This is a genomic window from Pontibacter qinzhouensis (genome assembly GCF_008017455.1).
Lineage (GTDB): Bacteria > Bacteroidota > Bacteroidia > Cytophagales > Hymenobacteraceae > Pontibacter > Pontibacter qinzhouensis.
Genome location: NZ_VRTY01000017.1, coordinates 20740 through 46991, shown reverse-complemented (window position 1 = coordinate 46991; position 26252 = coordinate 20740). Strand labels below are relative to the sequence as shown.

The 26252-nt window shown below is 46.4% G+C and carries 12 protein-coding genes; all 12 read right to left on the bottom strand.

Annotated features, from left to right (window positions below):
• Nucleotides 1-225: 225 nt before the first annotated feature.
• The 12 genes from FVR03_RS06395 to FVR03_RS06345 all read right to left on the bottom strand — a co-directional run bounded on the left by FVR03_RS06395 (nt 226) and on the right by FVR03_RS06345 (nt 25785).
• Entirely contained in the window at nt 226-3123 is a 2898-nt protein-coding gene (locus tag FVR03_RS06395) for a ligand-binding sensor domain-containing protein (RefSeq protein ID WP_187270066.1), read from the bottom strand.
• 460 nt (nt 3124-3583) lie between these two features.
• Nucleotides 3584-5866: a beta-glucosidase BglX gene (gene bglX, locus FVR03_RS06390; RefSeq protein ID WP_147920906.1), complete on the bottom strand. Its 2283-nt coding sequence runs from the start codon at nt 5864-5866 to the stop codon at nt 3584-3586.
• Nucleotides 5867-6198: 332 nt separating this feature from the next.
• Nucleotides 6199-7932 (bottom strand): family 43 glycosylhydrolase, encoded by a 1734-nt coding sequence (locus FVR03_RS06385; protein ID WP_147920905.1) that lies wholly within the window; start codon nt 7930-7932, stop codon nt 6199-6201.
• Between the two features lie 734 nt (nt 7933-8666).
• Entirely contained in the window at nt 8667-9776 is a 1110-nt protein-coding gene (locus FVR03_RS06380) for an AI-2E family transporter (RefSeq protein ID WP_147920904.1), read from the bottom strand.
• Between the two features lie 929 nt (nt 9777-10705).
• Entirely contained in the window at nt 10706-12385 is a 1680-nt protein-coding gene (locus FVR03_RS06375; protein WP_147920903.1) for an arylsulfatase, read from the bottom strand.
• A gap of 12 nt (nt 12386-12397) precedes the next feature.
• Complete coding sequence (locus FVR03_RS06370; protein ID WP_187270065.1) at nt 12398-13291, bottom strand: formylglycine-generating enzyme family protein; 894 nt, start codon at nt 13289-13291, stop codon at nt 12398-12400.
• Nucleotides 13292-13329: 38 nt separating this feature from the next.
• Complete coding sequence (locus FVR03_RS06365; RefSeq protein ID WP_147920901.1) at nt 13330-15003, bottom strand: arylsulfatase; 1674 nt, start codon at nt 15001-15003, stop codon at nt 13330-13332.
• 35 nt (nt 15004-15038) lie between these two features.
• Nucleotides 15039-16487: a RagB/SusD family nutrient uptake outer membrane protein gene (locus FVR03_RS06360; RefSeq protein ID WP_147920900.1), complete on the bottom strand. Its 1449-nt coding sequence runs from the start codon at nt 16485-16487 to the stop codon at nt 15039-15041.
• A 34-nt stretch (nt 16488-16521) separates the two neighbouring features.
• Nucleotides 16522-19647, bottom strand: coding sequence for a SusC/RagA family TonB-linked outer membrane protein (locus FVR03_RS06355; protein WP_147920899.1), 3126 nt, complete (start codon nt 19645-19647; stop codon nt 16522-16524).
• A 622-nt stretch (nt 19648-20269) separates the two neighbouring features.
• On the bottom strand, nt 20270-20419 hold the full coding sequence (locus tag FVR03_RS24315; protein WP_187270064.1) for a hypothetical protein: 150 nt from the start codon (nt 20417-20419) through the stop codon (nt 20270-20272).
• 22 nt (nt 20420-20441) lie between these two features.
• Nucleotides 20442-22655, bottom strand: a complete 2214-nt coding sequence (locus tag FVR03_RS06350) for a glycoside hydrolase family 43 protein (protein WP_147920898.1) — start codon at nt 22653-22655, stop codon at nt 20442-20444.
• A 664-nt stretch (nt 22656-23319) separates the two neighbouring features.
• The gene (locus FVR03_RS06345) at nt 23320-25785 is read right to left on the bottom strand and encodes a DUF4982 domain-containing protein (RefSeq protein WP_147920897.1); all 2466 of its coding nucleotides are present in this window, start codon (nt 25783-25785) and stop codon (nt 23320-23322) included.
• Nucleotides 25786-26252 lie beyond the last annotated feature (467 nt).

Below are 26252 nucleotides of genomic sequence, written 5' to 3'. Positions count from 1 at the left end.
CATTAGCCCAATTATTTAAATGAAATAGGCCTTCAGAAGCAATTTCATGTAAATAATCCCAAGGGTATTGGTTAGAAGCAACTGCCGCGGAAGACTCGATATGCCGGGAAACAATAGCACCCTTGGAGGCCGGGAGGCCAAAAAGCCTTTGGAAGGGGCATTTTATTTGAATATTTGCTTTCTGAGAGTATTGCAGCGATTATAAAAGAGGAAAAACCGGACCGGCTAAATCTCCATCAGGAACTCCACCAGGTTCTTTTCGTGCTCCATGTTCAGGCGTTTGCGCAGGCGGTAACGCCTGATCTCCACACCGCGCACCGTTATATTCAGGAGCGAGGCAATTTCTTTGCTCGACATGTTCATGCGGAGGTAGGCACAGAACTTCAGGTCGTTGGGCGTGAGGTCGGGGTACCTCGATTTCAGCTTCTTAAAGTAGTTCTCATGCGTCTCGTTAAAGCTGCTTTCAAAAAGATCCCAATCGCGCTCGTTGCCCATGCCCTCGTCTATGATCTTTTGTATTTTCTTAAGCTGATCGTCAGGCACTTTTTTGCCGGCTACATCTTTAATCTGGTTAATTTCGTCGCGGAGGCTCTGCAGCATCTCGTTTTTAGACACAATATTGAGCGCTGAATTGGTAAGCTCCCGGCTTTTGGCAGCCAACTCTGCCTGGAGCTGCTCGTTTTTCAGCTTCACAATTTTTTGCTCATTCGCCAGGGCTTCCTGCTGCAGAAACTCCTGCTTTTCCTGCTCCATTTTTTCGTGTATGCGCTGCTGGTCGCGCTTTAGCTTACGCTGGTACAGGTGCCGGAACAGGAAAAGCAGCACTACTGCCACCAGCACATAAAACGCAAAAGCCCAGAAGCTTGCATACCAGGGCGGCAGCACAGTAAAAGTAAAGGCTGTAACCGGCGAAACGGCATCTTCGCCTATTTTGGCTCTTACCAGAAAGCGATAATCGCCCTGGTTCAGGTTGGTGAAGTCTTTCTGGGCATCGCTGCTCCAGTCGGACCAGTTGCTTGAGTAGCCTTCCAGCTTATACTGGTACATGGCTTTGCCCTGGCTGTAGTAGGGTAAAGCATAGGTTATCCGGATGTTGTTGCGGTTGTAGGCTACCTCTACTGTATTACCGGGGTTACCGGTATCGGCCATGGTGCTGAGGCGGTTGGTCGTGTTCTGTACTTTCCGAATAACCACGGCAGGCAAAGCTGTTCTCTGGGGCTGCTGCACCGCCGCATTATATACTACAAAACCATCGTCGATGCTGATTAGGTACATGTTATTGCTGATGCGGCTTATGTTTTCGTAGAACTGCACCATGTGCCCACTCAGCATATGAAACTGGCTTGAATTTACTTTTACCGTACCTGCCTCACTAAAATCGGCAAGGGCCACTTTGCCATGGTCTATGAGCCAGTATTTTTTGTTGTTGGCTTTAATTACGCTGCCAGAAGCGGCAAAACTGCCCAGTTTCTTGTTCAGTTCGTTGTATTTCCGGAACCTGTCGCTGATTTCATCATACACATAAAATCCTGAATCTGTCGAGAAAACAATCCGGTTCTCGAGGTCAAACACGTTTATGTTGTAATTGCCGGGCAAGCCATCTGCCTGGTCGTACTTGCGGCTCGACTTTACCTGCCTGTAGTCGTCGGAGAGGGTTAGCTTGTAGAGGCCTCTGTAGTTGTGGCTCACCCAGATATACCCTGTGTTATCTTCCTGCACGTAACGCGATGGTTCCCCAAAATTCCCGACTTTATGCGAGAAACTCCAGTTGCCGGAGTCGTTGCGTTTGTACACTACAAGGCCGGTATAGGTGCCTTGCAGCAGCAGCTCCGGGTTCGACTTCAACCGCTGAATCGTCCAGCCGCCATTTACATCCGAAATTTTCTGAATAGTATTGCCCATTACCCTGAAGGAGCCTGCATTATGCCCGCATATCAGTTCGCCTCCTACCAGGCTCAGATCCCAGACCTGCCCCTGTGAGTTTTCTATGAGGGTAAAATCGAAGGGCTGCAGCGAACGGTTTTCGGTGGCAGACCAGTTGCTGTAGAAAAGGCCCTGGTTGGTGCCGATGTAAATTTTGTTATCGTAGATGATGCTGGAATACACCGTGCCGAACTTACCGCTCTTATCGAAGTAGTAAAACAAGGGCGAATTTACTTCTATACGATCTATGCCGTTGTCGAGGCCGGTCCAGAGGTTTTGCATCCGGTCGGTGTACACATTAAGCACAGTGTTGTTTTGCAAGCCTTTCAGTTTGTTGACGTGCTGCACCACCTGTCCCTCATCGTTCAGAATAATAACGCCGCTCAGTATGGTGCCAAAAGCGAAGTACTTGCCCTGCACTACTGCCCCGTTGTTCAGCTGGTACTGCTTTAGCAGCTGGTGCGCCTCGTTTTGCCAGGGTGTAAATTCCTCACCATCATAAACAAAAACTCCGTTTTTGGAGGTACCCACCAGAAACTGATCTTCTTTGAAAGGCAATATGGTATGCACGCTCGTTAACCCAGGCACATTGCTGTTCTGGAGCTTCACAAGCGAATCTCCTTTTAACTCGAAAAGCCCTTGCTGAATTACTTCCACAAAATAGCGGTCGCGGGCTTTCAGCAGAAACAGGAAAGCATGCGGCCCTTTTACCACCTTCATTTTACCGTGCTGGTAAAGATAAAGCGCAGAAAAAGTCTGGAACAACACCCGGTCCTTTTCTACATAAATTTTCCAGACTTCGTTTTTGAGCTCGTTCTTATCTTCTATCAGGTTAGTGAGGGAGTGGTAGGTAAACTTGCCTGTGTTGTTGTTGGCCCAGTAACCGAATTCAGCATAGCCTCCCACATACACTTTGCCGTTATCGTCGGCAGCCACCGATCGTACAATAATGCGGTTCGGCATGCGGTACAGCTGCCAGTGTTCTCCGTCGTACGCCATCAGGCCTTCGGAGTTCCCGTAATACATCACACCGTCCTGACTTTCGCAAACCGACCAGTTCTGGTTACCTGCCTGGTAGAGCAGTTTGGTGTAGTTCTGTATAAAAGGAAAACCCAGATCTACCGTTGCCCCCGATTCTGTTACGGCCCCCAAACCCAGAATCAGCACGATAAATAAGGCACGTAAGATCTTTCTGTACATGTTGTTTGTCAGCAATTTTAGGCAGCACCTGAAGCAGATACGCATGCCACTCAATAAATAAAACAGCCAATTTTTACAGCTGCTGGCAAGCCTACTGAAGCTGCTGCATATACATGTTTCCGGCTACAATGTTTCAAAAACCTGCCACACCCAAACCCATAGCAGTGGCTTTTTCTAAATGGCTCCTTAGCCGCATCGTTACCTGGTGCCAGCTTCTCCAAAGATATAAAAATACTCCCTCATAAAAATGACGATGCCCCAAGTAACAGGATAACAGCACGCTCCATCAAACCATAAACACCTGTTAACCAAATAAATATCAAAACATCTGGCAGCAGTTCTGTTAATCTGAATAGAACTGCTTCTAGATAGATGTTACACTCAAATTATTCTAATGAAATTAGCCTTCAGAAGAAAAAAAGGGCCAAACAGGTCAAGGGTACAGCTTAAAAAATGCTTCTTAATTCGTGAGCGTAAAGGCTGTTTCTTTTACATCGCGGCTGTTGGTGCCGATAAAGAGTTTAAAGTCGCCGGGCTCTGCCACAAATTTCAGGTCGCTGTTGTAGAACTTCAGATCGTCTGCGCTGATCTTAAAAGTTACCTCCCGCGACTCGCCTGCCTTCAGGTTTATTTTCTGGAAACCTTTGAGCTCTTTTACCGGGCGCGTCACACTGCCTACCAGGTCGCGGATGTACAACTGCACTACTTCCTGCCCCTCTCTGGAGCCGGAGTTGGTTACAGTTACCGAGGCTGTAATGGTTTCGCCTGGTTTAAAGGTGGCTTTGCTCAGTTTTACATCGCTGTAGCTAAAGGTGGTGTAGCTCAGGCCAAACCCGAATGGGTACAGCGGATCATTCGGCACATCGAGGTAGTTAGAGCGAAATTTCTGGAATCCTTTGCCTTCCTCAATCGGCCGGCCGGTGTTCTTGTGGTTGTAAAACAAAGGTACCTGCCCCAGGTGCCGCGGAAAAGTCGCGGTTAACTTGCCGGATGGGTTCACATCTCCAAACAGCACATCGGCAATGGCATCTCCGGCCTCTGAACCTCCAAACCAAACATTCAGAATGGCCGGCACGTTTTCTTCTTCCCAGTTTAGTACCAGTGGCCGGCCTGTAAACAGTACCAGCACCACCGGCTTACCGGTTTTGAGCAACGCCTGCAGCAGGTCCTTTTGTATCTGCGGAATTTCGATGTCGGTGCGGCTGGAGCTCTCGCCACTCATCTCTGCCGCCTCGCCCAATGCCGCCACAATTACATCAGACTGGTTTGCTATTGCCAGGGCTTCTTTTAAAATGGCCTCCGGAGAGCGCCTGTCGCGGCCCAGCGATTTACCGAACATGGTTGAATTTGCCTCCAGTACACTGTCGGCTGTTAAGTTGGAGCCTTTGGCATAGAGTATTTTGGCGTTGTTGCCCACTGCCTTTTGCAAACCGGCCCGTACCGAAACCGATTTCTCGAAATCTGCGGCCACACTCCAGGTACCGGTCATGTTTAAGGTAGCATCGGCAAGTGGTCCTATAAGCGCAATGGTACCTGTCTTTTTGATGGGCAATACGTTGTTGTTCTTGAGCAGCACAAACGATTGGGCGGCTGTGGCTCTGGCGGCCTTTCGGTGCTCGGCTGTAAATATCTCTGTTTTGCTGCGTTGCACATCGCAGTAGCGGTACGGGTCGTCGAATAAGCCTAGCTTGTATTTGGCTTCCAGAATCCTGCGGCAAGCCATATCTATCTGCTGCTGTGTCACTTTCTTCTCTGCCAGCGATTGTTTCAGCGTAGTCAGGAAACCTTCGCCTACCATGTCCATATCAACGCCTGCCTGTAGCGCCAATGCCGACACTGTTTTCAGGTCGCCGAGGCCGTGATCTACCATTTCGTTTATGGCGGTGTAGTCGGTTACCACCATGCCGTTAAAGCCCCATTGTTTGCGGAGCACATCGGTCATCAGCCATTTGTTGGCACTGGCCGGTATGCCGTCTACTTCGTTAAATGAGGTCATAACGCTGCCTGCTCCTGCCTCTATAGCTGCTTTGTAAGGCTCAAAGTATTCGTTGTACATCCGGATGCGGCTCATGTCGGTAGTGTTATAGTCGCGGCCCGCCTCTCCTGCTCCGTATAAGGCAAAATGTTTAACACACGCCAGTATCGTGTTATTTTTGGCGAGGTCATCGCCCTGGTAGCCTTTTACCATAGCTTTGGCAATCTGGGCTCCTATATAAGGATCTTCGCCATTTCCTTCTGACATTCGGCCCCAACGCGGGTCGCGCGATACGTCTACCATGGGCGAGAAGGTCCAGTTAATTCCGTCAGCACTGGCTTCTATGGCTGCAATGCGGGCACTTTGCTCGATCAGGGCCATATCCCAGCTGCAACTTAAACCCAACGGAATCGGGAATACCGTCTGGTAGCCGTGTATTACGTCCATGCCAAACAGCAACGGTATTTTCAGGCGGCTCTGCTCCACAGCTACCCGCTGCACATCGCGTATTTTTTCTACCGATTTAATGTTGAACAAGCCGCCTACTTTGCCTTCCTTTATTTTGCCTGCAATGTCGGCACTGGAAGCCTGCCCAGTGGTAATATCGCCTGCGCCGGGTAGGTTAAGCTGCCCCAGTTTCTCTTCCAGGGTCATTTTTTTCATCAGAGCCGAAATAAACTTGTTCATCTTGGCATCTTCTGCTTTCTGTGCCATGGCACCTGTTGCCGCCATCAGGCACAGCAGCAGCATTATTCGTAGGACTTTCATCTGTTAATTTTTAGATACTAGATTGTAGATGTTAGATTTTAGACTTCCGAAATACTCATAAAAGGTCTTACTGTGGCAGCAACTGCATAGGCAGAACCTTCGTAAGGCCATTTTCATTAGAATAATTTGGTTGTTGATTGTTAAATTGTTTAATGGTTGATTAGAAAATTTGAAGATGGATAGTAAAAGCACAAATCAACTCAACTCATAATGTTCAATTCTCAACTATTTAAAGCCTCCAGAGGGCACTTTTCATTAGAATAATTGCCTTTTGCTCTTCACTTGCCATCCATAATTTTTAATTTCTAATTTTTAATTTGCCGCAGGCAGCCTTAGCGTTTTATAAGGTTTGCTCTGCCAGAAACACCGTTTTCGTTGAAGGCCTCCACGGTAAAGTAATAGGTTTGGTCAACAGTCAGGCTTTTCAGGTCGAGGGAGTTTTCGCCGTACACCATCCAGGAGCTGTAGAGCTTGTCGGGTGCGATGCCCCAGAGCACGTTATAGCCTTGCGCTCCCGCCTGCTTGGTCCACCGGATCATGGCATCGCGGCGGTCGGAGCCACGCTCTACAGTAAAGCTTTTGACTTTAGCCGGTGCCTTGCCCTGCCCTAACCCAAATACCCGAAGCCCGGAAATGGCCAGGTGCGGTGTAGGCACGTGTATGTTTTTGTAACGAATGTAGCGGGCAGTCTGTGGTGTACCTAGTTCCACATAATCGTTGGGTACATCTTTGTAGCTGTTCTTTCTGTCGACCAGCGTAAACCAGTTGTTCCCATCGAGGGAGCCTTCTATTACATAGCGGTGGTAAAGCCCTGGCAGGCGGCCATACATGTTAGATTGGTGGTCGTGGTAATTTACCTGCAGGGCATGCACCTTTCCGGGTTTTTGCAGGTCTACTTGCACCCACTGCTGGTCGCTGTTGTTCTCGGCCAGCCAGAAGGTTTTCACACTCTCATCTACCAGGTTTTCGACTGTGTGCTCTCCTACAGCTGACGATGCCTTTACCGGTTTTTTGTAAGACAGCAGCATCCAACCAGTAAACTCGCCTTTGTGGCCGGCAACTGCGGGTGCATGATGCGGATAGTCGCCAAAGTACGTGTCGCTGTGCATCAGGCCATCTTTATCGAAAAAGGTGGGGAACATACAGATGCGCCGCTCCCAGTTCACGTTCACCGACACAGCATTAGAGGCAAAGTGCCAGTAGGTGCCATAAGGCCCGATAACGGTGCTGCCATGACCTGCTCCATTCATAAAACCACCCGGTTTGTAAGATATAGGATTGTTAGGTGCGTAAGTATAAGGTCCGAGAGGTGAATCTGCAGTATAAACGCCATCGCCGTACACGTTAAACTCGGTGCCGGGAGCCGCATACTGCAGGTAGTATTTATTGTTGTGCTTTGTCATCCAAGGGCCTTCCATGTAGCCAGCCAGCACCGTGTCAGAATGGTTTTCGCCGAAACGCTCCCAGCCATGTTTTTCCCCATCGAGTTTAAAGAGCTCGTGCGTTTCTTCGGAAGGTTTGAAGCGTTTGTTTTTATCGAGTTCCTTTACCCTGATCGGGTAGGTATTGGAAGAGCCCCAGAACATATAGGCTTTGTCGTCATCGTCAATAAACAAACCGGGGTCCTGCAGGTTGTTGATGATGCCGGGAGTAGCTTTCCAGTCGCCTTTTTTTGGATTGTCGGTGTAAAGTATGCTCATAGAGCCGGAAGGATCGCCGGCTACATAAAGTACCGAATCTTTGTAATTGTGTGCGGCCGGTGCGTTTGATCCCTGGAAATACCATTTCTCCGGCGTTATAAAGGTCCAGTTAAGCAGATCAGTGGAGTGCCAGTAGCCCATAGAGCGTGTCACGAACATGTAATACTCACCTCTGAATTCTACCACGGCCGGATCTGCGCCAGATCGGTAGGAGATTTCGCGGTGGGCATCGTAGATCATGTAGGTGTAATCGAGGTTAACAGGGTTGCAGTAGGTGCTCATTTGCGAAGATTGCCCCCAAAGGCTGGTGTAGCAGCACAAAAAGAGACCGAAGCACGTGGTCAGGAAAGTAGCAGTTCTTCTCATAGTTGTAGGTATACCTTATCGGGTAGCCATTAAGTTAAAAGCAATTCTTATCCTCAGGAGCGACAGCAGCACGTTCTATGGATCTCCGGCAATTTCAACAACTTATTTTCTCCTCCAAAATTTCGTTCCCCTACAATACTACATCATACCTGTGCCTTTCCATTTTTAAAATAAAACCATCACAAAACTAACTTCCATTTGTATGCAGCTAGCCTTTCATACTGAAATCAGCAGGAATCTGTTTTTTTATTTTAGCTGTAGTACAACACAGCAATTCAGACCTCTGAGAGGTAATGATGTAGTAAAAACAATGGATTTTAACGTGCGTGAGATGCTGTAGCAACAGCATAGAGATCATAAACTGCAAAAAGTACGCTACCTGATGTAATACGATACCTGCTGCCTGTACTACGGGATGTAGTAAGTCGCCTAAAGAATTATGGCTTGAAAAGTTAAAATTTACTGAACAAAGAAGTACTACAGGGTAGTGTTAAAGAAGTAATGCCGGGTTGAAAACTTATTCAGGACCTTGAATTGGAATATGCCTGAATCTGCTGAAAGGCAAGCTATTTCTCAACTCAATGTTAAAAATATATTTTCAGCAGTACTTCGGCTTTGCATTACTTTTTAGCTGAATCGGCCTAACAACCAGTAGGTTCATGTACAAAACTCCTGATGTAGAAAAGCAGTGCCTATGCTAAACCTAAGAAACAAAAAAGTTAATGACTTGCCGGTTACACCGGTGGCTGCCCATCTGGGTTTGGTTTGCTTTTTCTGCGCCAATCCATGGTTATGAGCCGAACAGGCACCTCATCGCCCAGTAGCTTGCCCCAGGGTTTTAGGCCGTCTATTCTATCGAAAATAATTTTGAGCACCGCTACAAACGGAATAGAGAGGAACATGCCCGACACCCCCCACAGCGACCCGCCCAGCAATACCGCCAGAATAGAAACCAACGCGTTGATCTGTACCTGCGACGACACAATGCGCGGCACAATAATGTTGTTATCGATAAACTGAATTACAGCGTAAGCGCCCACTATGGCCAGTTGAGTTGTATAGCCCTCTGTGGTAATAGTAGCTATTATAACAGGCAGCAAAATAGCCACAATGCCTCCAATATAAGGAATCAGGTTCAGGATGGCCCCCAATACACCCAGCAGAATGGCATACTCGACTCCTAGCAACAAAAGTGCGGCAGAGTTCATAATGGCAATTATAAAGGTTTCTATCAGCAGCCCTACAATATAGCTCTGTATAGCCGCTTTGGTGCCTTGCAGAATACCGGCTACACTCTCTGAGCTTTCCTTCGAAAACACTTCATAAATAAAGTTCAGAATCAGGGTTTTGTAGAACAGCAGCAGAAAGATGTACACCGGAATCAGGAAAACGACACTGAACAGCCCTAGCGCTCCGCTGAGGGTACGGCCTACAAGCGCTTTGTTGCTGCTGGCTGCCTCGTTTATATACTGGGCCTGCTTCTCCAGCGACAGGCCGAAGGTGCGGGCAATCCAATGCTCCAGATCGAGCAGTATCTGGCCGAACTTCTCTTTCATAACGGGCAGCATCTCTCCAAACTGAATGATCTGGGAAGACAGGAAATATAAAATAGCACCGAGCACTAAAATAGCGAGCAGCAAGGTTAGCAGAATAGCTATGACCTGGGGTATTCTCATGTTCAGAAACCTGCTGTAGAGCGGGTTTAAGAGCACCGCAAAAAGGCCCGAAAATGCAAGCGGCACCAGAAAATCGGCGAGCATGTACAGTATATAGACAGCCACTGTAAGGCCAACTAAGATGGTGGTCGTCTTTTTGTAAAAAGGCTCCTGTGTTTCAATGTTCATAAAGCGGAGTAAAAGGTATGGCATTGAAACGTGTACGGCAGAAAAAAGAATGGAATTAAGCAGTAGAGCAGCCATATTTCTTAGCCAACGAAGTAGGCCAGTACATTGCAAGCCAGGTACCCCTTGACGTAATTCTGATGATAGTCCTTTGGAAGACTATTTTCATTCGAATAATTTGAAACCTGATAACGTTACTGCGACAGCACCTACTCGCTTTTAACCAGTACATGCCAGGTTAGTTTCAAGAAGAAATTCTCCCCTTAAGAACAGGTTTCAAACTCTCGTTATTACTTGTTCCTGAGGGGAGAATTAAAAATAGCAACTATCTACAAAGTAAGTTGACCGGTGCTTCGTCAGTTAAAAAATCAGAAATTAAGAATTATTATGGCGCGAGCGGCTTCCCATGCATGACTACTATTCTGCGGTCTCTGGCAGCTTTGCAAGTCCTTTGCAGGCACAAACCTCTAACAATTTAATTGAAGGAACACCAAGTGCAAGCAAATAAGCGTTCTCGTTTCTCTAGAAATTTATTTTATAATGCATCTCATAATTATGCTAATAGAAATAGCCTTCCGAAGAATTTTTACCGAAAAATATCCAAGGGTCTACTCTATGTTTTTTCTTGCATGTACTTCTTGTCTGAGGGCTTCGCCAAATTAGAAATGTTGCAAAAGGTACTGCAATAGCCTGTTTAGAAGCATTTTCGTTAGTTTTTTAATTGGGAGTTGCTGATTTGTTATGCCAGCTTTACCTGTTTAGGAAGTTTAAGTTAAACGCCAAACTCCAATTATTTAAATAAAATGAGCCTTCCAAAGGAGTTTCGTCAGAATTTTGCCAAGGGTGTGCCTTAGTTTACTTGCATGTACCTTTGGCTTATTCAGAGTTTCCTGCTACACTCTGTGGCAGCCGGAAGTGATTGACAGAGTAAACTACAGCACTTCTTTAGGTATGGTCTGTTCTATCCTTTTCTGAAATTGCAGCATGCTGTTCTGGGTAACGTGTAGCAGGGAGTCGGTATTGGTTACGTGGTTCGCTTTAGCCCAGTTAAGGTAGGTGCCTTTCAAGTCATTAACCAAGCCAGGATTTGCAGCGGCCACATCTTTTGTTTCGCCTCTGTCTGTTTTAATGTTATACAGTTTCCAGTTCGGACTTCCGCGCAGGGCAAGCAACTTCCAATCGCCTGCCCTAACTGCTCTGTTACCACCCCATTCAAAGAACAAGGTATCGTGGCTCACAGTAGAGTTACCGCTCAGGAGTGGCACCAGCGACTTACCTGCAAGTGGCCTGGTTTGGTTTCCATTAATTTCCTGCAGGTAGGTGCTCCGGGTTGCTTCCAGAATGGTAGGCAGTATATCAATTAAATGCCCTCTTCCTGTTACTATTCTGTTCTGGTTAAAAGCCTTCGGGAACGAAGCAATAAAAGGAGAACTTAAGCCCCCTTCGTAAGGTATCGACTTCCAATAAGAAAAAGGTGTATTGGCAGCATAAGCCCAGTGGTGGGTTATAGAATAATATGAGTCTGCTGTTCCTACAACAGGTTTGCTATCGCCAGCCTGGTTTCTGGTCATTTCTTCTCCTGCAGCGCCATTATCAGACATAAAGAAAAAAATGGTGTTGTCGTATTGGCCAGACTGTTTTAAGTAGGCAATTAGCTTCCCCAGGTTCTGGTCCATCCGGTCAATCATGGCAGCGTGCACTTCCATTCTGGCGGCCCACTCCTGCCTGTCTTGCTCGCTTAAACTCGTCCAGGCTGGTATGGTTGATGGCCTTTCGGGTTTTACAAAACCTTTGTCGACAATACCCAGTTCCAGTTGCTTCTGAAACCTGGCTTCGCTTAAGTTGTCCCAGCCAGTATTATACCTGCCTTTGTATTTGGCTATATCTTCAGGCATTGCCTGAAGCGGCCAGTGTGGCGCGTTGTAGGCCAGATACAGGAAAAACGGATTGTTTGGTTTCTGTGTAGAGCCGATCATCTGAATCGCCTCGTCTGTAATGGCATCTGTCAGATAGAATGACGGGTCATCCGGCGCTGTAATTTTCTGGTCATTCCGGTTTAGCGCAGTCAGGTTGGTTGTGTTAGGACTATGCGCAAAGAAAACACTTGCACCACCTAAGAACCCGTAAAAATTATCGAACCCTCTATGGGATGGGCCTTGCAGAGAATCAGAACCTACGTGCCATTTTCCCGACATCAGGGTGTTGTACCCATTAGCTCTGAGCACTTCGGCAATGGTTGGCACGTTTTTCCTGATGTAGCCTTGGTAATATTCGTTGCCCAGGTCTGAAGAAAAGTGCCCGATGCCTGCATTATGGTTATACTGCCCTGTTAAAAGAGCCGCGCGTGTAGGGGCACAGATGCCGACATTGTAAAACTCCTTAAAGCGCACCCCAGATGCTGCCAAGGCATCGAGATTGGGGGTGTTAATTTCACTTCCGTAGGCTCCTATGTCAGAATATCCTAAATCGTCGGTGAGGATGAGCACGACATTGGGGCGCTCTGCTTCTGTGCTTTCTGCCTCTTTCTGGCCTATGCGCGTGCAGGCGAACATGACTAGAACAGCAAGTACCGGCAAGCTGCTCTTGATAAAAATGCTACTTTTTACTCTCATATTTTTTTGTGTTTAATCTTGGTTAATATCTTTTGCACATCTGAAGCCTATATGCACCATAGCTGATTCGGGAGTAGAAGAGGCTCGCCCCTTTATCTGGTAACCATGGCACACACCAGGGTCGCAAAGGAAGGAGCCGCCACGCAATACTTTTCTTATGCCCGGATCTAAGCTGGCGTCGGCCTGGTTTGGCGCAACATCGTCGTGGCACCATTGCCAAACATTGCCCCCCATATCGGTTAGCCCCATCTTATTTTCGCCAAAGGCACCAACCGGCGAGGTAGCTTCATAGCCATCTTGTAAGGTATTGTAAGCCGGAAAGGCTCCTTGCCAGGTATTAGCTTTGTACTTGCCGCCCTCCATAAGCTGGTTACCCCAGGTGTATACCTGCTCCGACTGTTGCCCATTCATGGCTGCCCACTCCCACTCCCACTGGGTAGGAAGCCTTTTGCCTCTCCAGGCTGCATAGGCTCTGGCATCGTTCCAGGAGACCTGTGTAACGGGGTGGTCTGGCTGCGCAGCTGGTTTGTCCTTACCGAAAGGATAGAGGTAATTGGCACCTTCTTCTATATCCCAGCCGTGCTTCTGAAAATTAAACACGCCCGAATTTCCGAATTTTTCTGCCTCTGTGGTGTAGCCGGTTGCCTTTACAAAAGCATCGAATTCAGCCACTGTAACCAGGTTTTTGTCTAGGTAAAAAGGAGCTATTCTTTCTTTGGTTCGCTCTCTGGCCGAATTTTCTGTTTCGAGCATCCCTCCCGGAATCAAAGCCATTTCCGGATAAAGCGCCTTATCAGGATTAGCCTTTGACATAAAGAAAGGAGCTGCTACCAGGCTACTCACGGCAAATATGCCAACCACCATAGAGCTGTATACTGCTATAGCCTTTTTTGAAAGGCTTTTCATATGCTTTACATTTAACGCCATCAGCAAGTATTCTTAAATCAGTTGGTTCGTTGGGGGGCAGACCGGGCCGTAGTTGGTGTTCTGGGAGCTTCGGCTGGAGCAGCGTTTCCGTTTCTTTTAATCTTGTCGTAATCTACTACTCCGGTTCGCTCTGCCCACTTAAAATACTTAGCAGCTAACGAGTTCACAATGTCAGGATGCTGGCTTGCCAGGTCTCTGGTTTCGCCCAAGTCATTATCCAGGTTGTACAGCTCCCAGGTGTAGCCGGGGTAGTCAGACACAATTTTCCATTGGCCCTCTCTGGCAGCTCTGTTTCCTGCTCGTTCCCAAAATATGGGTTCTCCTCTGTTTACTTCCTCTGCCCTGCCGTATAGCACTGGCAACAGACTTTTACCAGCCAAAGGATGTGCAGTAGCTCCCTTGTATGTGGCAGGATATTTTGCACCGGCCAATTCATAAAAGGTTGGGGCCAGGTCAATTAAATGGCCTGTTCCTTTCACTAGCGAGCCCGGCTTTATTTTACCCGGAAACCAGGCAATAAATGGTGTTCTGAATCCTCCTTCGTGCATATTGTTCTTGTACTGGCGAAGAGGAGTATTAGACACATAGGCCCAGCTTTGCTCCTGGTAATCGTAAGAACCTGGCGTACCGATAGGGCCGGAGTTTCGGCTGCTCCCTCTTCTTAAAGGGTTTACATAGCCGCCCTGCGCCCCGTTGTCCGATATAAACACTATGAGTGTGTTTTCAGCTTTCCCCAAATCCTTCAGTTTATGTAAGACCCTGCCTACATTCTGGTCTACCCGATCGACCATGGCCGCATACACTTCCATTTTGGCTTGCCAGAGTTGTTTTGTGTCGTAGTTCAGGTTTTCCCAGAGCGGCACTTCCGGGTCTCTTGCTGCTATTGTCTGGTTCGGGGGCAGCAGGCCTAAAGCTGCCTGGCGAGACAGACGCTCTTCCCGCAAAGAGTCCCAGCCTATGTTATAGCGGCCTTTGTATTTGGCAATATCTTCCGGTAATGCCTGCAAAGGCCAGTGAGGAGCATTGTAAGCGAGGTATAAAAAGAATGGCTTTTTATGTTTATTCTGTTGCTCTAAAAATGCCAGCGCATTATCTGTTATGGTATTGGTTAAGTACTCACCTGGTTTCAGATGTTCTTTTTGGTTATTTTTTACCAGCACAACCGGTGGAGCAGTTCCATATTCACCTATGTCGAAGTAGTTGCTTGCACCAGGAATAAAGCCATAAAACTGCTCGAACCCACGTTGGTTTGGCCAGGCAAGGCTGTCTTTACCAACATGCCACTTTCCTGCCATCAGGGTGCTGTAACCATTAGCCTGCAACACTTCTGCCAGGGTAAGCGACTCCCGGTTCAGGTAGCCCTGGTAGGCTGGCAATCCTAGGTTCACATCAAAATAACCCACACCAGCCTTATGCTGATACTGGCCTGTAAGCAGCGATGCGCGTGTAGGAGCACAGATCGAATTGTTATAGAATTCTCTGAACCGTGTTCCTTCCGAAGCCAGTTTGTCCAGATTAGGGGTGGAAATTTCGGAGCCATAACTGCCTAAGTCAGAATAACCCATATCATCTACCATTATCAAGACGATATTTGGTTTTTCGTTTCGCTTTTGTGCCGTGGTATCGGCAACAGAGTTGGCCAACAGGAGCACGGCAAGTGCATGCGCCAGTAATTTTCCTTGAAATATCATATATCGCGTTTCGTTTACAATGAAAAATAGACTAATCAGAACCCTACCCAGTCAGGATGCTGCCGGAGGTTTAAGTTTAGCTGCAGTTCGCGTTGCGGAACAGGAAAATGCACATGGCGTGGCGCTGCATTTGTTTTACCAGCTGCATGTAGTGCTTTCACATACTCTTCCGGACCTCTTCTGGCCAGGTCAAACCAGCGGTGGTATTCCAGTGCCAGTTCCTTCCGCCTCTCCAGAAATACCGCATCCCGGAACTGCTCCTTCGTTAAATTGAGGCTTACCTCCTGAAGCAACGGAATATGGGCCCGCTGCCTTACCAGGTTGATAGGATGATAAGCCTCCTGCGTAGGTCCGTTAAGTTCATTTAAAGCTTCTGCATACATCAGCAGAATATCGGCATACCTGAAAAGCGGTATATTTTTGGCAGATTGCTGGGGCGCTAACGCTTTGGAAGAATCAAAAAACTTGACATAGGTCAGGTGCTGCAGATTTACGGTTTGCCCTGTCTGCGGATTATACAACTGTTTAGCCAGTGTTAAATTCCTTCTTTCGTCCTGCAGGTCGTAACTTTCATAAAGCTGGCCTGGCAAATGGGGGGCATCTACGTATTCGCCATTAAACTCGAATGGCAGCGAAAACATGGCCAGGTGATTGACAATAGAAGGGTCGCCATTAAACTGGATGGAGAAGATGTGTTCCTTGCCATTCTTTGTGGCTACATTATACACATCAGCAAAATTATCGAACAAACTATACCATCCTAAATCAATTACCTCTTTTAGCTTGTCTGCCGCCTTACCCCATTCCTTTCTGGTAAGGTATACCTTGGCCAGAAGAGTTTTGGCAGCACCAGCTGTTACCCTGCCTGCATCGGCTGTAGCGTAAGTACCAGGTGCCGGCAGACTCTCAGCCGATGTGAGGTCAAGAATTATCTGGTTATAGAGCACTTCTTCCGAAGCTTGTTGCACTTGCAAGGCTTCGTTTGTAAGCGACGTAGTTTCGTGCAGTATAAGAGGAACAGGACCAAACCACCTGACAAGGTTAAAATAATTCCAGGCCCTCAATAATTTGGCTTCGTTCACCAACCTCGTTTTAAGCTCACTGTTAATTACGTCTTCACCTAATGCCTCTATCCTGTCAACCGCAATATTTGCCCTGTTTATGGCTTCGTAGGTATATTGCCAGGTCCATTCAACGGCTGTGTTGTTAGGCACGTGTTGGAGCTTCGACATATCCACCACCTGGGCGCTTCTGGTACGGGGACCGGCTGTAACATCGTCAGTGGCCATTTCTAACATCATGAGCTGCCGGTTAAAAAGCACTAACTGTTCGGTAAACATGCGGTGATAAATAGCATTTACAGCAGCTAATGCATCTTTCTCGTTTTTATAAAATTGCTCAGTAGTTAAATTAGAAGGTGGAACTTCTTCAAGGTTTGTGCAAGAAAAAGAGAATAGCAACAGAATATATGTTAATTTTTTCATGTATCATACTGGCTTTAAATTTTACTAAATTCTTCTAGAAGGTAACTTTTACTCCGGTTGTAACTGTTTTTGCCACGGGGTAAACACCTTGGTCTGTACCTTGAGAAACCGTGTTGTTAGTAGATGTTACTTCGGGGTCGTAGCCTGTATAGCTTGTCCAGGTAAGGAGGTTTTGGCCTGTTATAAACAGACGTGCATTCGATACACGTGCCCATTTGGTAAGGGCAACAGGCAGTGTGTAACCCAGTGTAATATTTTTGAGCCGTATATAGGAACCGTCTTCAACAAACCGGTTAGAAAAGATATTGGATGGGTCAGAGGATGCTCTCGGAATATCTGTATCAGTGTTAGAAGGAGACCATCTATCCCGAGCAGAACCAGCTGCATTCTGCAAACCAGTAAAGAGCTCAAGACTTTGCCTGTTTTTATTAACAATCTGGTTTCCAACAGACCCCTGCAAGAAAACAGACAAATCCAATCCTTTCCAGGCAATATTATTTGTTAATCCAAAAAAGTAGTCAGGTTGGGCATTGCCAATAATAGCTCTATCTGCAGCATTAGAGAAGGTACCATTATTATCGACATCTTTGTAGAGCCTGTCCCCGGCTTTTGGTGAAGATTTACCAGTTAGATTTCCCTTTTCAGCAACTTCGCCCGGCTGCAAAACGCCATCTGTTACAGAGCCATAAAAAGAGCCTAAAGGTTCGCCAACTTTTATGATGTAGTCTCCACTAATGATAAAATCCTCTTGACCATCTCCTATTTTCAATACTTTGTTCCGATTAAAGGCCAGGTTGAGGCTGGAGTTCCAGGTAAGAGCGCCATTATCAATGTTAACTGTATTAATCCCGAACTCTAGCCCGCGGTTTTCTACAGCGCCAAAGTTCTGAAGCGAAGAAGAGTGCCCGGATGTCCACGGAATCTGCACGTTGAGCAGCAGATCGACTGTTTTCTTATAGTAGCCATCCACTGTCAGCAGGAGCCTGTTCTCGAACAGCCCCAGGTCAATTCCGGAGTCAAACTGGTAAGTTGTTTCCCAGCCCAGGTTGTCGTTTGCGATTCTGTCGGGTCTGAAGCCAGTGGTTATCTGTTCTCCCAGCAGCACCCGCACGCTGCTTAAGGTCGACAGGGACTGGTACATGCCTATTTCCTGGTTACCGGTGGCACCAAAGCTTGTCCTGAACTTAAAATCGGTGATGGGAAGATTTACATTCGTAAAGAAGTTCTCGTTGCTAATTTTCCAGGCAAAAGCAACAGACGGGAAATAGCCCCACTTGTTGTTCTTCCCAAACCTAGAGGAACCGTCTGCCCTTAAACTAGCTGTAAAAAAGTAACGCTGATCGAAGAAATAGTTCAATCTGCCCAGATACGATATTAAGGACCAGGAGTAAGCATCAGAGTAAGGAACTGTAGGAGTGGCACCTCCTTGAAGACTGTTGTAGGTAAGGTCATCTGACACGAACTGTTGAGAGCCAGCCCTGAAAACATCATTAGAAAATTCCTGTTGGGTAAAACCTAATAACGCATTAAGCGAATGTTTGCCGGATTCCTTTCTATAGGTTAAGGTATTTTCGTTTAACCAGGAATAGGAGTTTAACTGACCTATTGCGGCCTGCCCGTTTACAGCAATTCCCTCATACAACGTTCTCGGAATGTAACTTTCATCTTTTGTAGTAGTAATATCTGTTCCGAAAGATACTTTAGCAACGAGTCCATCTAACAGTGTGTATTCGCCATAAATCGTGCTGAGAACCCGCAAGGTATTTGTTTTGTTTGTCTGCTCAAACAATGATGCTATGGGATTAGTAATAAGGTTTTCAAAGGGATTCCGAAAAGTATAGTTTCCATCTGCTTCATAAATGGTAGCGGTAGGAGGCATTGTAAGCAAAGAACTCACGATACCGGAGGGAGCTAAGTTAGCATCTGTTCTGCTCCCGGTAAGATTCAGCCCCACATTGAACTTATCGGTAATTTTAGAATCGAGGTTAATTCTGGCGCTTAACCGCTTGAAGTCCGTATTCCTGATAATACCATCTTGTCCGAAATATCCTCCTGTAAGGGCATAACGAGTTTTTTCGTTTCCACCGGATATCGAGATTTGATGGTTCTGGATAGGGGACTGATGAAAAGCCGCATCCTGCCAATCCGTTCCTGTACCCAAAGCGGCAATTTCAGCAGGGGCTAAATACTGATAAGGACCACCAGCCGGGTTTCTATCTTGCAATGCTTCGTTGCGAAGCTGGGCAAACTCACTTGCGTTCAGTAAATCAATTTTTTGCCGCAGGGCTTGCAAGCCATAACTTCCTTCATAACTCACTATGCTCGTACCTGCCGCACCTTTTTTAGTTGTAATAATGATAACCCCATTCGCCCCACGAGAACCATAAATAGCGGTAGCAGAGGCATCTTTCAGTATATGCATCGACTCTATGTCACTGGGGTTTATACTAGCCAGGGGGTTAACATCTGCGCCACTGGTAACACCTGCACTGGCCGCATTATTATACAACGGGAATCCATCTATAACATACAGTGGCTCATTGCCTCCCTGAATAGAACCTCCTCCCCGAATACGAATACTGACACCGCCACCGGGCTGCCCCGATGTTTGCGTTACCTGCACACCTGCTGCTGCCCCTTGCAATGCTCTGTCGATAGAGCTTACTGGCTGCTGCTCAATTAGTTCTTTTGACACCGTACCCACCGAACCGGTCAGGTCGCTTTTCTTCTGCGTGCCATACCCTACTACCACTACCTCACTAAGCGACTTGGCATCTTCTGTAAGCACAACCTGTAGCCGCTGCCCTGCTTTGTAAGGCACCTCTTTGGGCTGATAACCCACAAAAGAAAAGACAAGTACATTGTTGGCTTGTAAGGAAGCACTCAGGCTAAAATTGCCATCTAAATCTGTTATGGATCCAAATGAAGTCCCTTTAAGAACAACTGTTACACCCGGCAGAGGTTCTCCTTCCTGAGACGTAACTCTACCTGTTATGGACGTTTGCTGCGGTTGTGAGTTTAAAAAATTATTTTCTAAGATTCGTCTTTCTGAATTGTCAGACGCAATGCGGGGAGCAGCCTGTATAGGATACGACAGCCCATACGCTGCCAGCAATAGCAAAAGCCTACTACTTTTATGCAGTAAATTCTTCTTAATCATTAAATTTGTGTGTTAGTATTTTTCTAGCTGCTTTCCCGGCCGGTGCCTGTACCAGAGGCGCCATAAGCCGGGAAAGCTTTTTATTGACATAACATATCCTGGCATCCCAGCTTACACCGGTTGCTTACTATATGCTATTATATTAAATCTCTGCCTGCCTCTCAGGTTCTGAAAGGTGGAAGCAACAGGAAAACCATGTCTCTTTTCATCATGTACCAGATGCTGAAAAAGCCATTATTTATTGAAAGGAAGGATTATAATGCAGCCTCAACTGCAAATAGAATTAGCAACAACAGCAGGCGATGTTGCTTAAACGACCTAAGCTAGAAGCAGAACTCGCCGCTAAGGTAAAGGTGACTGGAAGTGAGATAAAATAAAGATGTTTCATATTATTATTTGTTATGCATTTAACAACCAGAGCTATAAAAGAATCAACTAAGCCTTATATTACTATTAACTCTATCAAATAACTAGACAAATATAGGAAATTTATATAATTGACACATAACTTTTAATTTTTTTTTCAGTCTAATGGCATTAATGAGAGCAAACTATAGCAAGAACAGCTTTTTTGGGTGCTAAGCTTAGGAGCTTCACCATATTAAAAATGCTGTAAAAGGCACTACAATGGCCCATCTGGAAGCATTTTTATTAGTTTTTGGAGTTGTTGATTTGTTATGGGCAACTTAGCCTTTTTTTGAGCATTACCTGTTGCTGGCACCAATAGCAGCGCCAGCAAAGTTATCCAGAGTAGTTTCTTCGTGATGCTCATCTTTGTAAGGGTAAAAACCTGGTTACTTATTTAAGCTGACAGGCTTTATGCCTTCATGAGTCGGTTTTACCGGCTTTATGGTGCCATCCGGGTTAAACTCCATTTTATCGATGCTGACCTCGCGATTGTAGCCGGCAGCCTCTCCCATAGCAGCACCTTTCGGATAGTTGAAGCGGTGATACACGATATACCACGTATCTGTACCTGGTAATTGAATAGTAGAATGATGCCCGGTGCCTAAAATACCGGAAGTTGTATCTTTTACCAGCACCAGGTTATTCTCCGGCACGCTTATTTTTCCGGTTGGGGAGTTGGAGGTACCGTAACGCACCTGGTAATTTTCGTCGCGGGTGTCGTTTTCTGACCACATAAAATAGTACTTGCCGTTTCGGTAGAACACATGCGTACCCTCGTTATAAGACCTCACTGGTGTCAGAATTTTGGTTGTACCTGGCTTGAGCGATACCATATCGGTGTTTAACTCTGCGGCAGCCATATAGCCGTTGCCCCAGTAGAGGTAGCTCTTTCCGGTCTTAGGGTCAGTAAATACGTCGGGGTCAATCTGCTGCCCGCGGGTAACACCTTCCGGAAACTTATCAATTAGAGGTTTGCCGGAATCTACAAATGGTCCAGTAGGGTTATCGGCTACTGCCACACCTATTTTTTGTGCTGCTGTAAAGTAGTAATAGTATTTGTAGGCACCGTTTACTTTCTTCTCGATAATGCAGGGAGCCCAGGCATTTCGGTCGGCCCAGCTCACATCTTTGTTCAGGTCCAGTATCACGCCTTCGTCTTTCCAGTTTACCAGGTCAGGAGAAGAAAAGGCTTTAAAATACGTACCAGCCCAGCCGGTAAAGCCATCGCTGGTGGGGTAAATGTAGAACTTGCCTGTTTTTTCAGAATAAATAATATCGGGGTCGGCATACAGGCCAGCCAATACCGGGTTGTGGTCATTTTTCACAATGGCCTGGTAGGCTTGTGGAGCTTTACCTGCTATAGTAACATTATAGGTTACTGGTCCGGCGGCAAAGTTCTGCGCGCCTTTGGGCGAAACAGTAATACCGGGCATCGCGCTGAAATCCGGATCGAAGGCTTTTACATCTGTTCCTGGTTTTACAGGCAGGTATACCTTTTTAGCTGCTGTATCTACCACTACATTTATTTTTTTAATAGCCTCTGCCTGTGGCGCTAAGGCGGCTTCATCTATGGTGCCCCATTTGCTCACCAGCGCTTCGGCCTCTTTGGCAGTTATAGGCAATACTGTACCGTGGCGCGGATGGAAATTCATGCTGATGGCATCGTCTACCACCTCAAAGTTTTCCAGATCTTTGGTTTTCGTAAACTGGTACTTCCCTTTGGTATACACATCGTACATCAGGATGTAGCCTTCGCCATTGTTGAGCTTAAACACACCCGATCCTTCTACCGGATCTTTTGTCTGCTGCACAAACTTATCGCGTAGTACATAGCCTTCTGTCAGTTTATCCGACACGGCTACTTTCAGGCCAGAGCCGGCATCTTCGGTTTTAAAGAACATGTGGTATTTACCATCTTTGTAGATAATGTCGCCGTCGATGGCTGCGTTGTTGGTCGGGCTGAAAAAGAGCTGCTTCGGCTCCGACTCCAGGTCAGTAAAGTCTTTGTTGGTGTAGGCGTAGTAGATTTTATCCGGGTCGTTGCCGTGTTTCATAGAGAAATACACCATATATTTCTTTGCCTCGGGGTCATAAATAGTTTGTGGCGCCCACACCCGCAGCAGGTCCTCGTTACCAGAAAATCTATTCTGGATATTGACCACACTGGAAGTCCAGTTTACGAGGTCGTTTGACTTGAGCAGCACCATGGCTCTGTTCGAGCTCCAGCCATTAGCCGACACCATGTCGGTAACCACCATGTAAAACGTTTTGCCATCGGCGCCACGCAGAATGTGCGGGTCGCGCACCCCCCCGGTAGAACTGATATCCTCTGACTTGATTACCGGTTTGTTATTATTGAGCGCCCTGTAGTTGTAGCCATCGTTGCTGATAGCAAACCGTATGGCCTCTTCGGCTTTGCTATTTCCGGTAAAGTAAGTAAACAGGTAAGCTGAATATTTTTCCTCCGGCACACCTGCCGTTGTGGCATTGCTTCTCTTATCGGAGCTGTCGGTTTTGAGGGTGGAACAAGCCGATGACAACAAGCCCAGCATGAGGCAAAAGCTGATGTACTTTTTTACTTTTTCTTTTCTGAGAAACATAGGGCATCTAATTTTAAAGCTACTGCTAGCAAATTGTAGGCAATGAGATACAATCAAATATAATAGAAGAAAGTGCATAAATGTAAAAAAAACACTTTAAAGATTATGCGATCGTCTCTCTTTGGCAGCTATTATTATAACTACTAAACATTTGTTAGACAAATATACTTGATCGCATCTTTTGGGAGGTGGGGGAAATTTGTAATTGAAGGGGGTATTTTGGCAAATCATGCCTGTTACTTCTTAAACTTACTTTATTGCAGTAAAGGCATTTACCAAGCGCATAGGTTCAAAAGCTAAACTCGCTGCTGCCCTAAAATACAAATCAGAAATTGAGGTTATAAGGCTAAATATCAGCTAAATCAGCAGCCATACTTATATAGGAGGGTCCCATTATTACTTACCAAGCAGTAATGACACCCTCCTACTTAACAGTGTAAAGAGGTTTGACTAAATGTGGAAACGTATGGCAGCAAGTATTTTTATCTAAAGCATGTCGGCTAGACCCTTGGCAAAAAACTGACGAAAAACCTTTTGGAGGCTGGTTTCATTCGAATAATTTAGAAACTTACACTGACATGCCGGTAATTAATATGACAAAACTTTCTTGCCTGTTCTTAGGTGGTAAAATTAACCAGCTATTAGGCCAACCATCTCATCTTCTTCACCTGGATTGCAACAGAAGTTCGGCAGCCTTTAAGTTTTTGCCTTTTACAGATAACTTAATATTGCCAGGTTTTGTGGTAGACTGCACCAGCACCACGAGTTTGCCACTGAACAACTTCATGGTGGGCAGGTGAAACTGTTCGAGCGAGGTAGCGTCTCCGTTGCAGGCTGCCAGGTATTTCCCGTTACCGCTTACACTAAAGGTTAACTGGTCGTTTGACAGCGGGTAAGGATTTCCTTTTTCATCAACCACCGACACGGTAACAAAAGAAATATCCTGTCCGTCGGCAGTTATAATTTTGCGGTCCGACTCCAGCACCAGCTTGTGGGGCTTCCCGGCTGTTACCATCGTTTTTTCAGTTGCTGGTTTGCCATCTTTATCAAAAGCGACTACGCGTACTGTACCAGGTTCATATTTCACATCCATCCACATCAGGCGGTAGCGGTGCAGCGGGCTTGCGTTGTTTTTGCGTTGCACGCCCATGCTTTTGCCGTTTATAAAAAGCTCTGCGCTATCGTGGTTAGTGTATACAAAGATGGGGGTTACCTGTCCTTCCCTGCCGGCCCAATTCCAGTGCGGGAGCATATGCAGCGTCTGATCCTGTGCGTTCCACTGGCTCCTGTACAAAAAATACCGATCTTTAGGCAGCCCGGCCAGGTCGTTTATGCCGAAGTAAGAGCTGCGCGAAGGCCAGAAGTTGTCGTAGGGTGTTGGTTCTCCCAGATAATCGAAGCCAGTCCATACAAATTGCCCGATAACCCAGGGCTTGGTGTCCTGCAGTATAAAATCGTCTTCCGGTATATTTGACCAGTTGCAGTATTCAAGGTCGTAAGAAGAAGACTGCCCGTCAGGATATGTTTTTTCAGGACCTTTCTCTACCGGGAACTTGTATACGCCTCTTGAGCTAACAGTAGAAGCCGTTTCTGAACCAAGGATGAAGCCTTGCGGAAAAGCTTTAAAAGCATCCTCGTATAAATGCGTGCGGTAATTCAGGCCAGGCACATCCAGTACGGCACCAAACCCGGAGGCCATGGTAGCTTTCACCTGATCCATACCAACAGTTACGGGGCGCGTGGGGTCTTCCCTACGAAATATTTCCTGCAGGCGCTTGGCATGTTTTACACCCTCAGCACCATGCTGGTCGGGTACCTCGTTGCCGGAGCTCCACATCACAATACAGGGGTGGTTGCGGGTGGCATGCACCAGGTTCACAATATCTTTCTCGGCATCGGTCTGGAAAAAACGGTTATAACCATTTTTAACTTTTGGCTTTTCCCACTCGTCAAACGATTCTGCCAGAAACATAAAGCCCAACTCATCACACAGCTCCAGTTGCTCTATAGAGGGCATGTTATGGGAACTCCTGATGGCGTCGCAGCCCATGTCTTTCAGTATCTGCAATTGCCTGCGCAACGCCGCCTTGTTAACCGCAGCACCCAGCGGGCCCAGGTCGTGGTGCAAGCATACACCTTTGAACTTGCGCACTTCTCCGTTCAAGCTAAATCCAACGCCTGCCTGGTAACTGATGGCGCGGATGCCAAAGCGGGTGGTTATTTCATCCTTCAGCTCGTTGCCTATATACAGGCGGGTTACGGCCGTATAAAGGTTCGGTGATTCGGGGCTCCAGAGCTTCGGGTTTTTTACACCTATGTTTTGCTCAAATTCGTTGGCAAAAATAGTCTGTGTTTCGTCTGTTGCAACCGTTTCTCCTGCTGCATCTACAATAGAAGTAACTAGCCGTATATTCTCTCCGGATACTTTCGTTTTGATGTTCACTTTAGCCAGACCGGCAGAGACAAAGGGTGTGGTGATAAACGTGCCCCACTGGTCTATGCTCTCCTGGTTCTTAACGATAACCTGCACCTTGCGGTACAAACCAGCCCCGGGGTACCACCTCGACGATAAGCCTTTGTTCGACAATTGAACTGCCAGTGTATTTGGCTTACTGGCTACTATATGCTCGCTTACATCGAAGTAAAAGTAATTGTACCCAAAATTCCATTCCCCCACCTTTTCGCCGTTCAGATATACTTTTGGCTCGCTCATGGCCCCCTCGAAAAGCAGTATCACTTTTTGCCCCGGCTTATAATGTGGCAGCGTAAATGTATTTCTGTACCAGCCTTCGCCAATGTAAGGAAGCGCCCCGGTTCTACCGGTTTTCTCGGTGGCTACCTTTTCGTTGTTCTGCACAATGGCTACTTCCTGCTTATCTACTTCCTTACTGAAAGGTCCATATATGGCCCAGTCGTGTGGCACTGTAACCGTTTGCCAGCTCTTGTCATTAAACTCTTTTTGGTAAGCTGCCTCATCTTGACCTTTCCGGAATTTCCAGTTGTCGCGCAGCTCTGTTACCACCCTTACCTGCGCAAAAGAAGTTGTCGCTATTGATAGTAAGGCCAGTAAGAAGATAAACCTCAGTTTCTGAAAGAAAACGTCTCTTTTGATATAGTAGTTAGAACTCATTTATATTTAACTAGATGCAAGAAGATATGTGTTTCACAAAACTAATTAGTATTCGCATTTAATCTAATATTTTCCTGAAACATAGCAGATTGATGACACACAAAACCAGGTAGCAAAAAAATTTAATCGAAACACCTGCTAATGCAGGCTCCAGTATAAGCCAAAATCAACACCGAAAACTTTGCTCCTGCCTATTACAGAAACTAAATTTCACCATACCCTTAGCCTTGTGATAAGGTACTTTTACATGGTCAGAAAGAAATGTTCTACCGCTAAACGCAAAGTAGACATCGATTTTGAAAATGAACTTTGAAATAAAAACTATGAGGTAGCTATTCCTATTTTAAGAACATAGAAGTAAAATAATAATGAAACCTATAGCTATCACAAGAGTAACGGTCAGGAAATACTTATAAAAACATGACCAAGTACCTAGAGGAGGGCCTTTCAGTGAAAAAAGCTGACGG

Bases quoted from the DNA above. Each gene is read 5' to 3' on its own strand.
- FVR03_RS06395 (WP_187270066.1), bottom strand. From the start codon at position 3,123: ATGTACAGAAAGATCTTACGTGCCTTATTTATCGTGCTGATTCTGGGT.
- bglX (WP_147920906.1), bottom strand. From the start codon at position 5,866: ATGAAAGTCCTACGAATAATGCTGCTGCTGTGCCTGATGGCGGCAACA.
- FVR03_RS06385 (WP_147920905.1), bottom strand. From the start codon at position 7,932: ATGAGAAGAACTGCTACTTTCCTGACCACGTGCTTCGGTCTCTTTTTG.
- FVR03_RS06380 (WP_147920904.1), bottom strand. From the start codon at position 9,776: ATGAACATTGAAACACAGGAGCCTTTTTACAAAAAGACGACCACCATC.
- FVR03_RS06375 (WP_147920903.1), bottom strand. From the start codon at position 12,385: ATGAGAGTAAAAAGTAGCATTTTTATCAAGAGCAGCTTGCCGGTACTT.
- FVR03_RS06370 (WP_187270065.1), bottom strand. From the start codon at position 13,291: ATGAAAAGCCTTTCAAAAAAGGCTATAGCAGTATACAGCTCTATGGTG.
- FVR03_RS06365 (WP_147920901.1), bottom strand. From the start codon at position 15,003: ATGATATTTCAAGGAAAATTACTGGCGCATGCACTTGCCGTGCTCCTG.
- FVR03_RS06360 (WP_147920900.1), bottom strand. From the start codon at position 16,487: ATGAAAAAATTAACATATATTCTGTTGCTATTCTCTTTTTCTTGCACA.
- FVR03_RS06355 (WP_147920899.1), bottom strand. From the start codon at position 19,647: ATGATTAAGAAGAATTTACTGCATAAAAGTAGTAGGCTTTTGCTATTG.
- FVR03_RS24315 (WP_187270064.1), bottom strand. From the start codon at position 20,419: ATGAGCATCACGAAGAAACTACTCTGGATAACTTTGCTGGCGCTGCTA.
- FVR03_RS06350 (WP_147920898.1), bottom strand. From the start codon at position 22,655: ATGTTTCTCAGAAAAGAAAAAGTAAAAAAGTACATCAGCTTTTGCCTC.
- FVR03_RS06345 (WP_147920897.1), bottom strand. From the start codon at position 25,785: ATGAGTTCTAACTACTATATCAAAAGAGACGTTTTCTTTCAGAAACTG.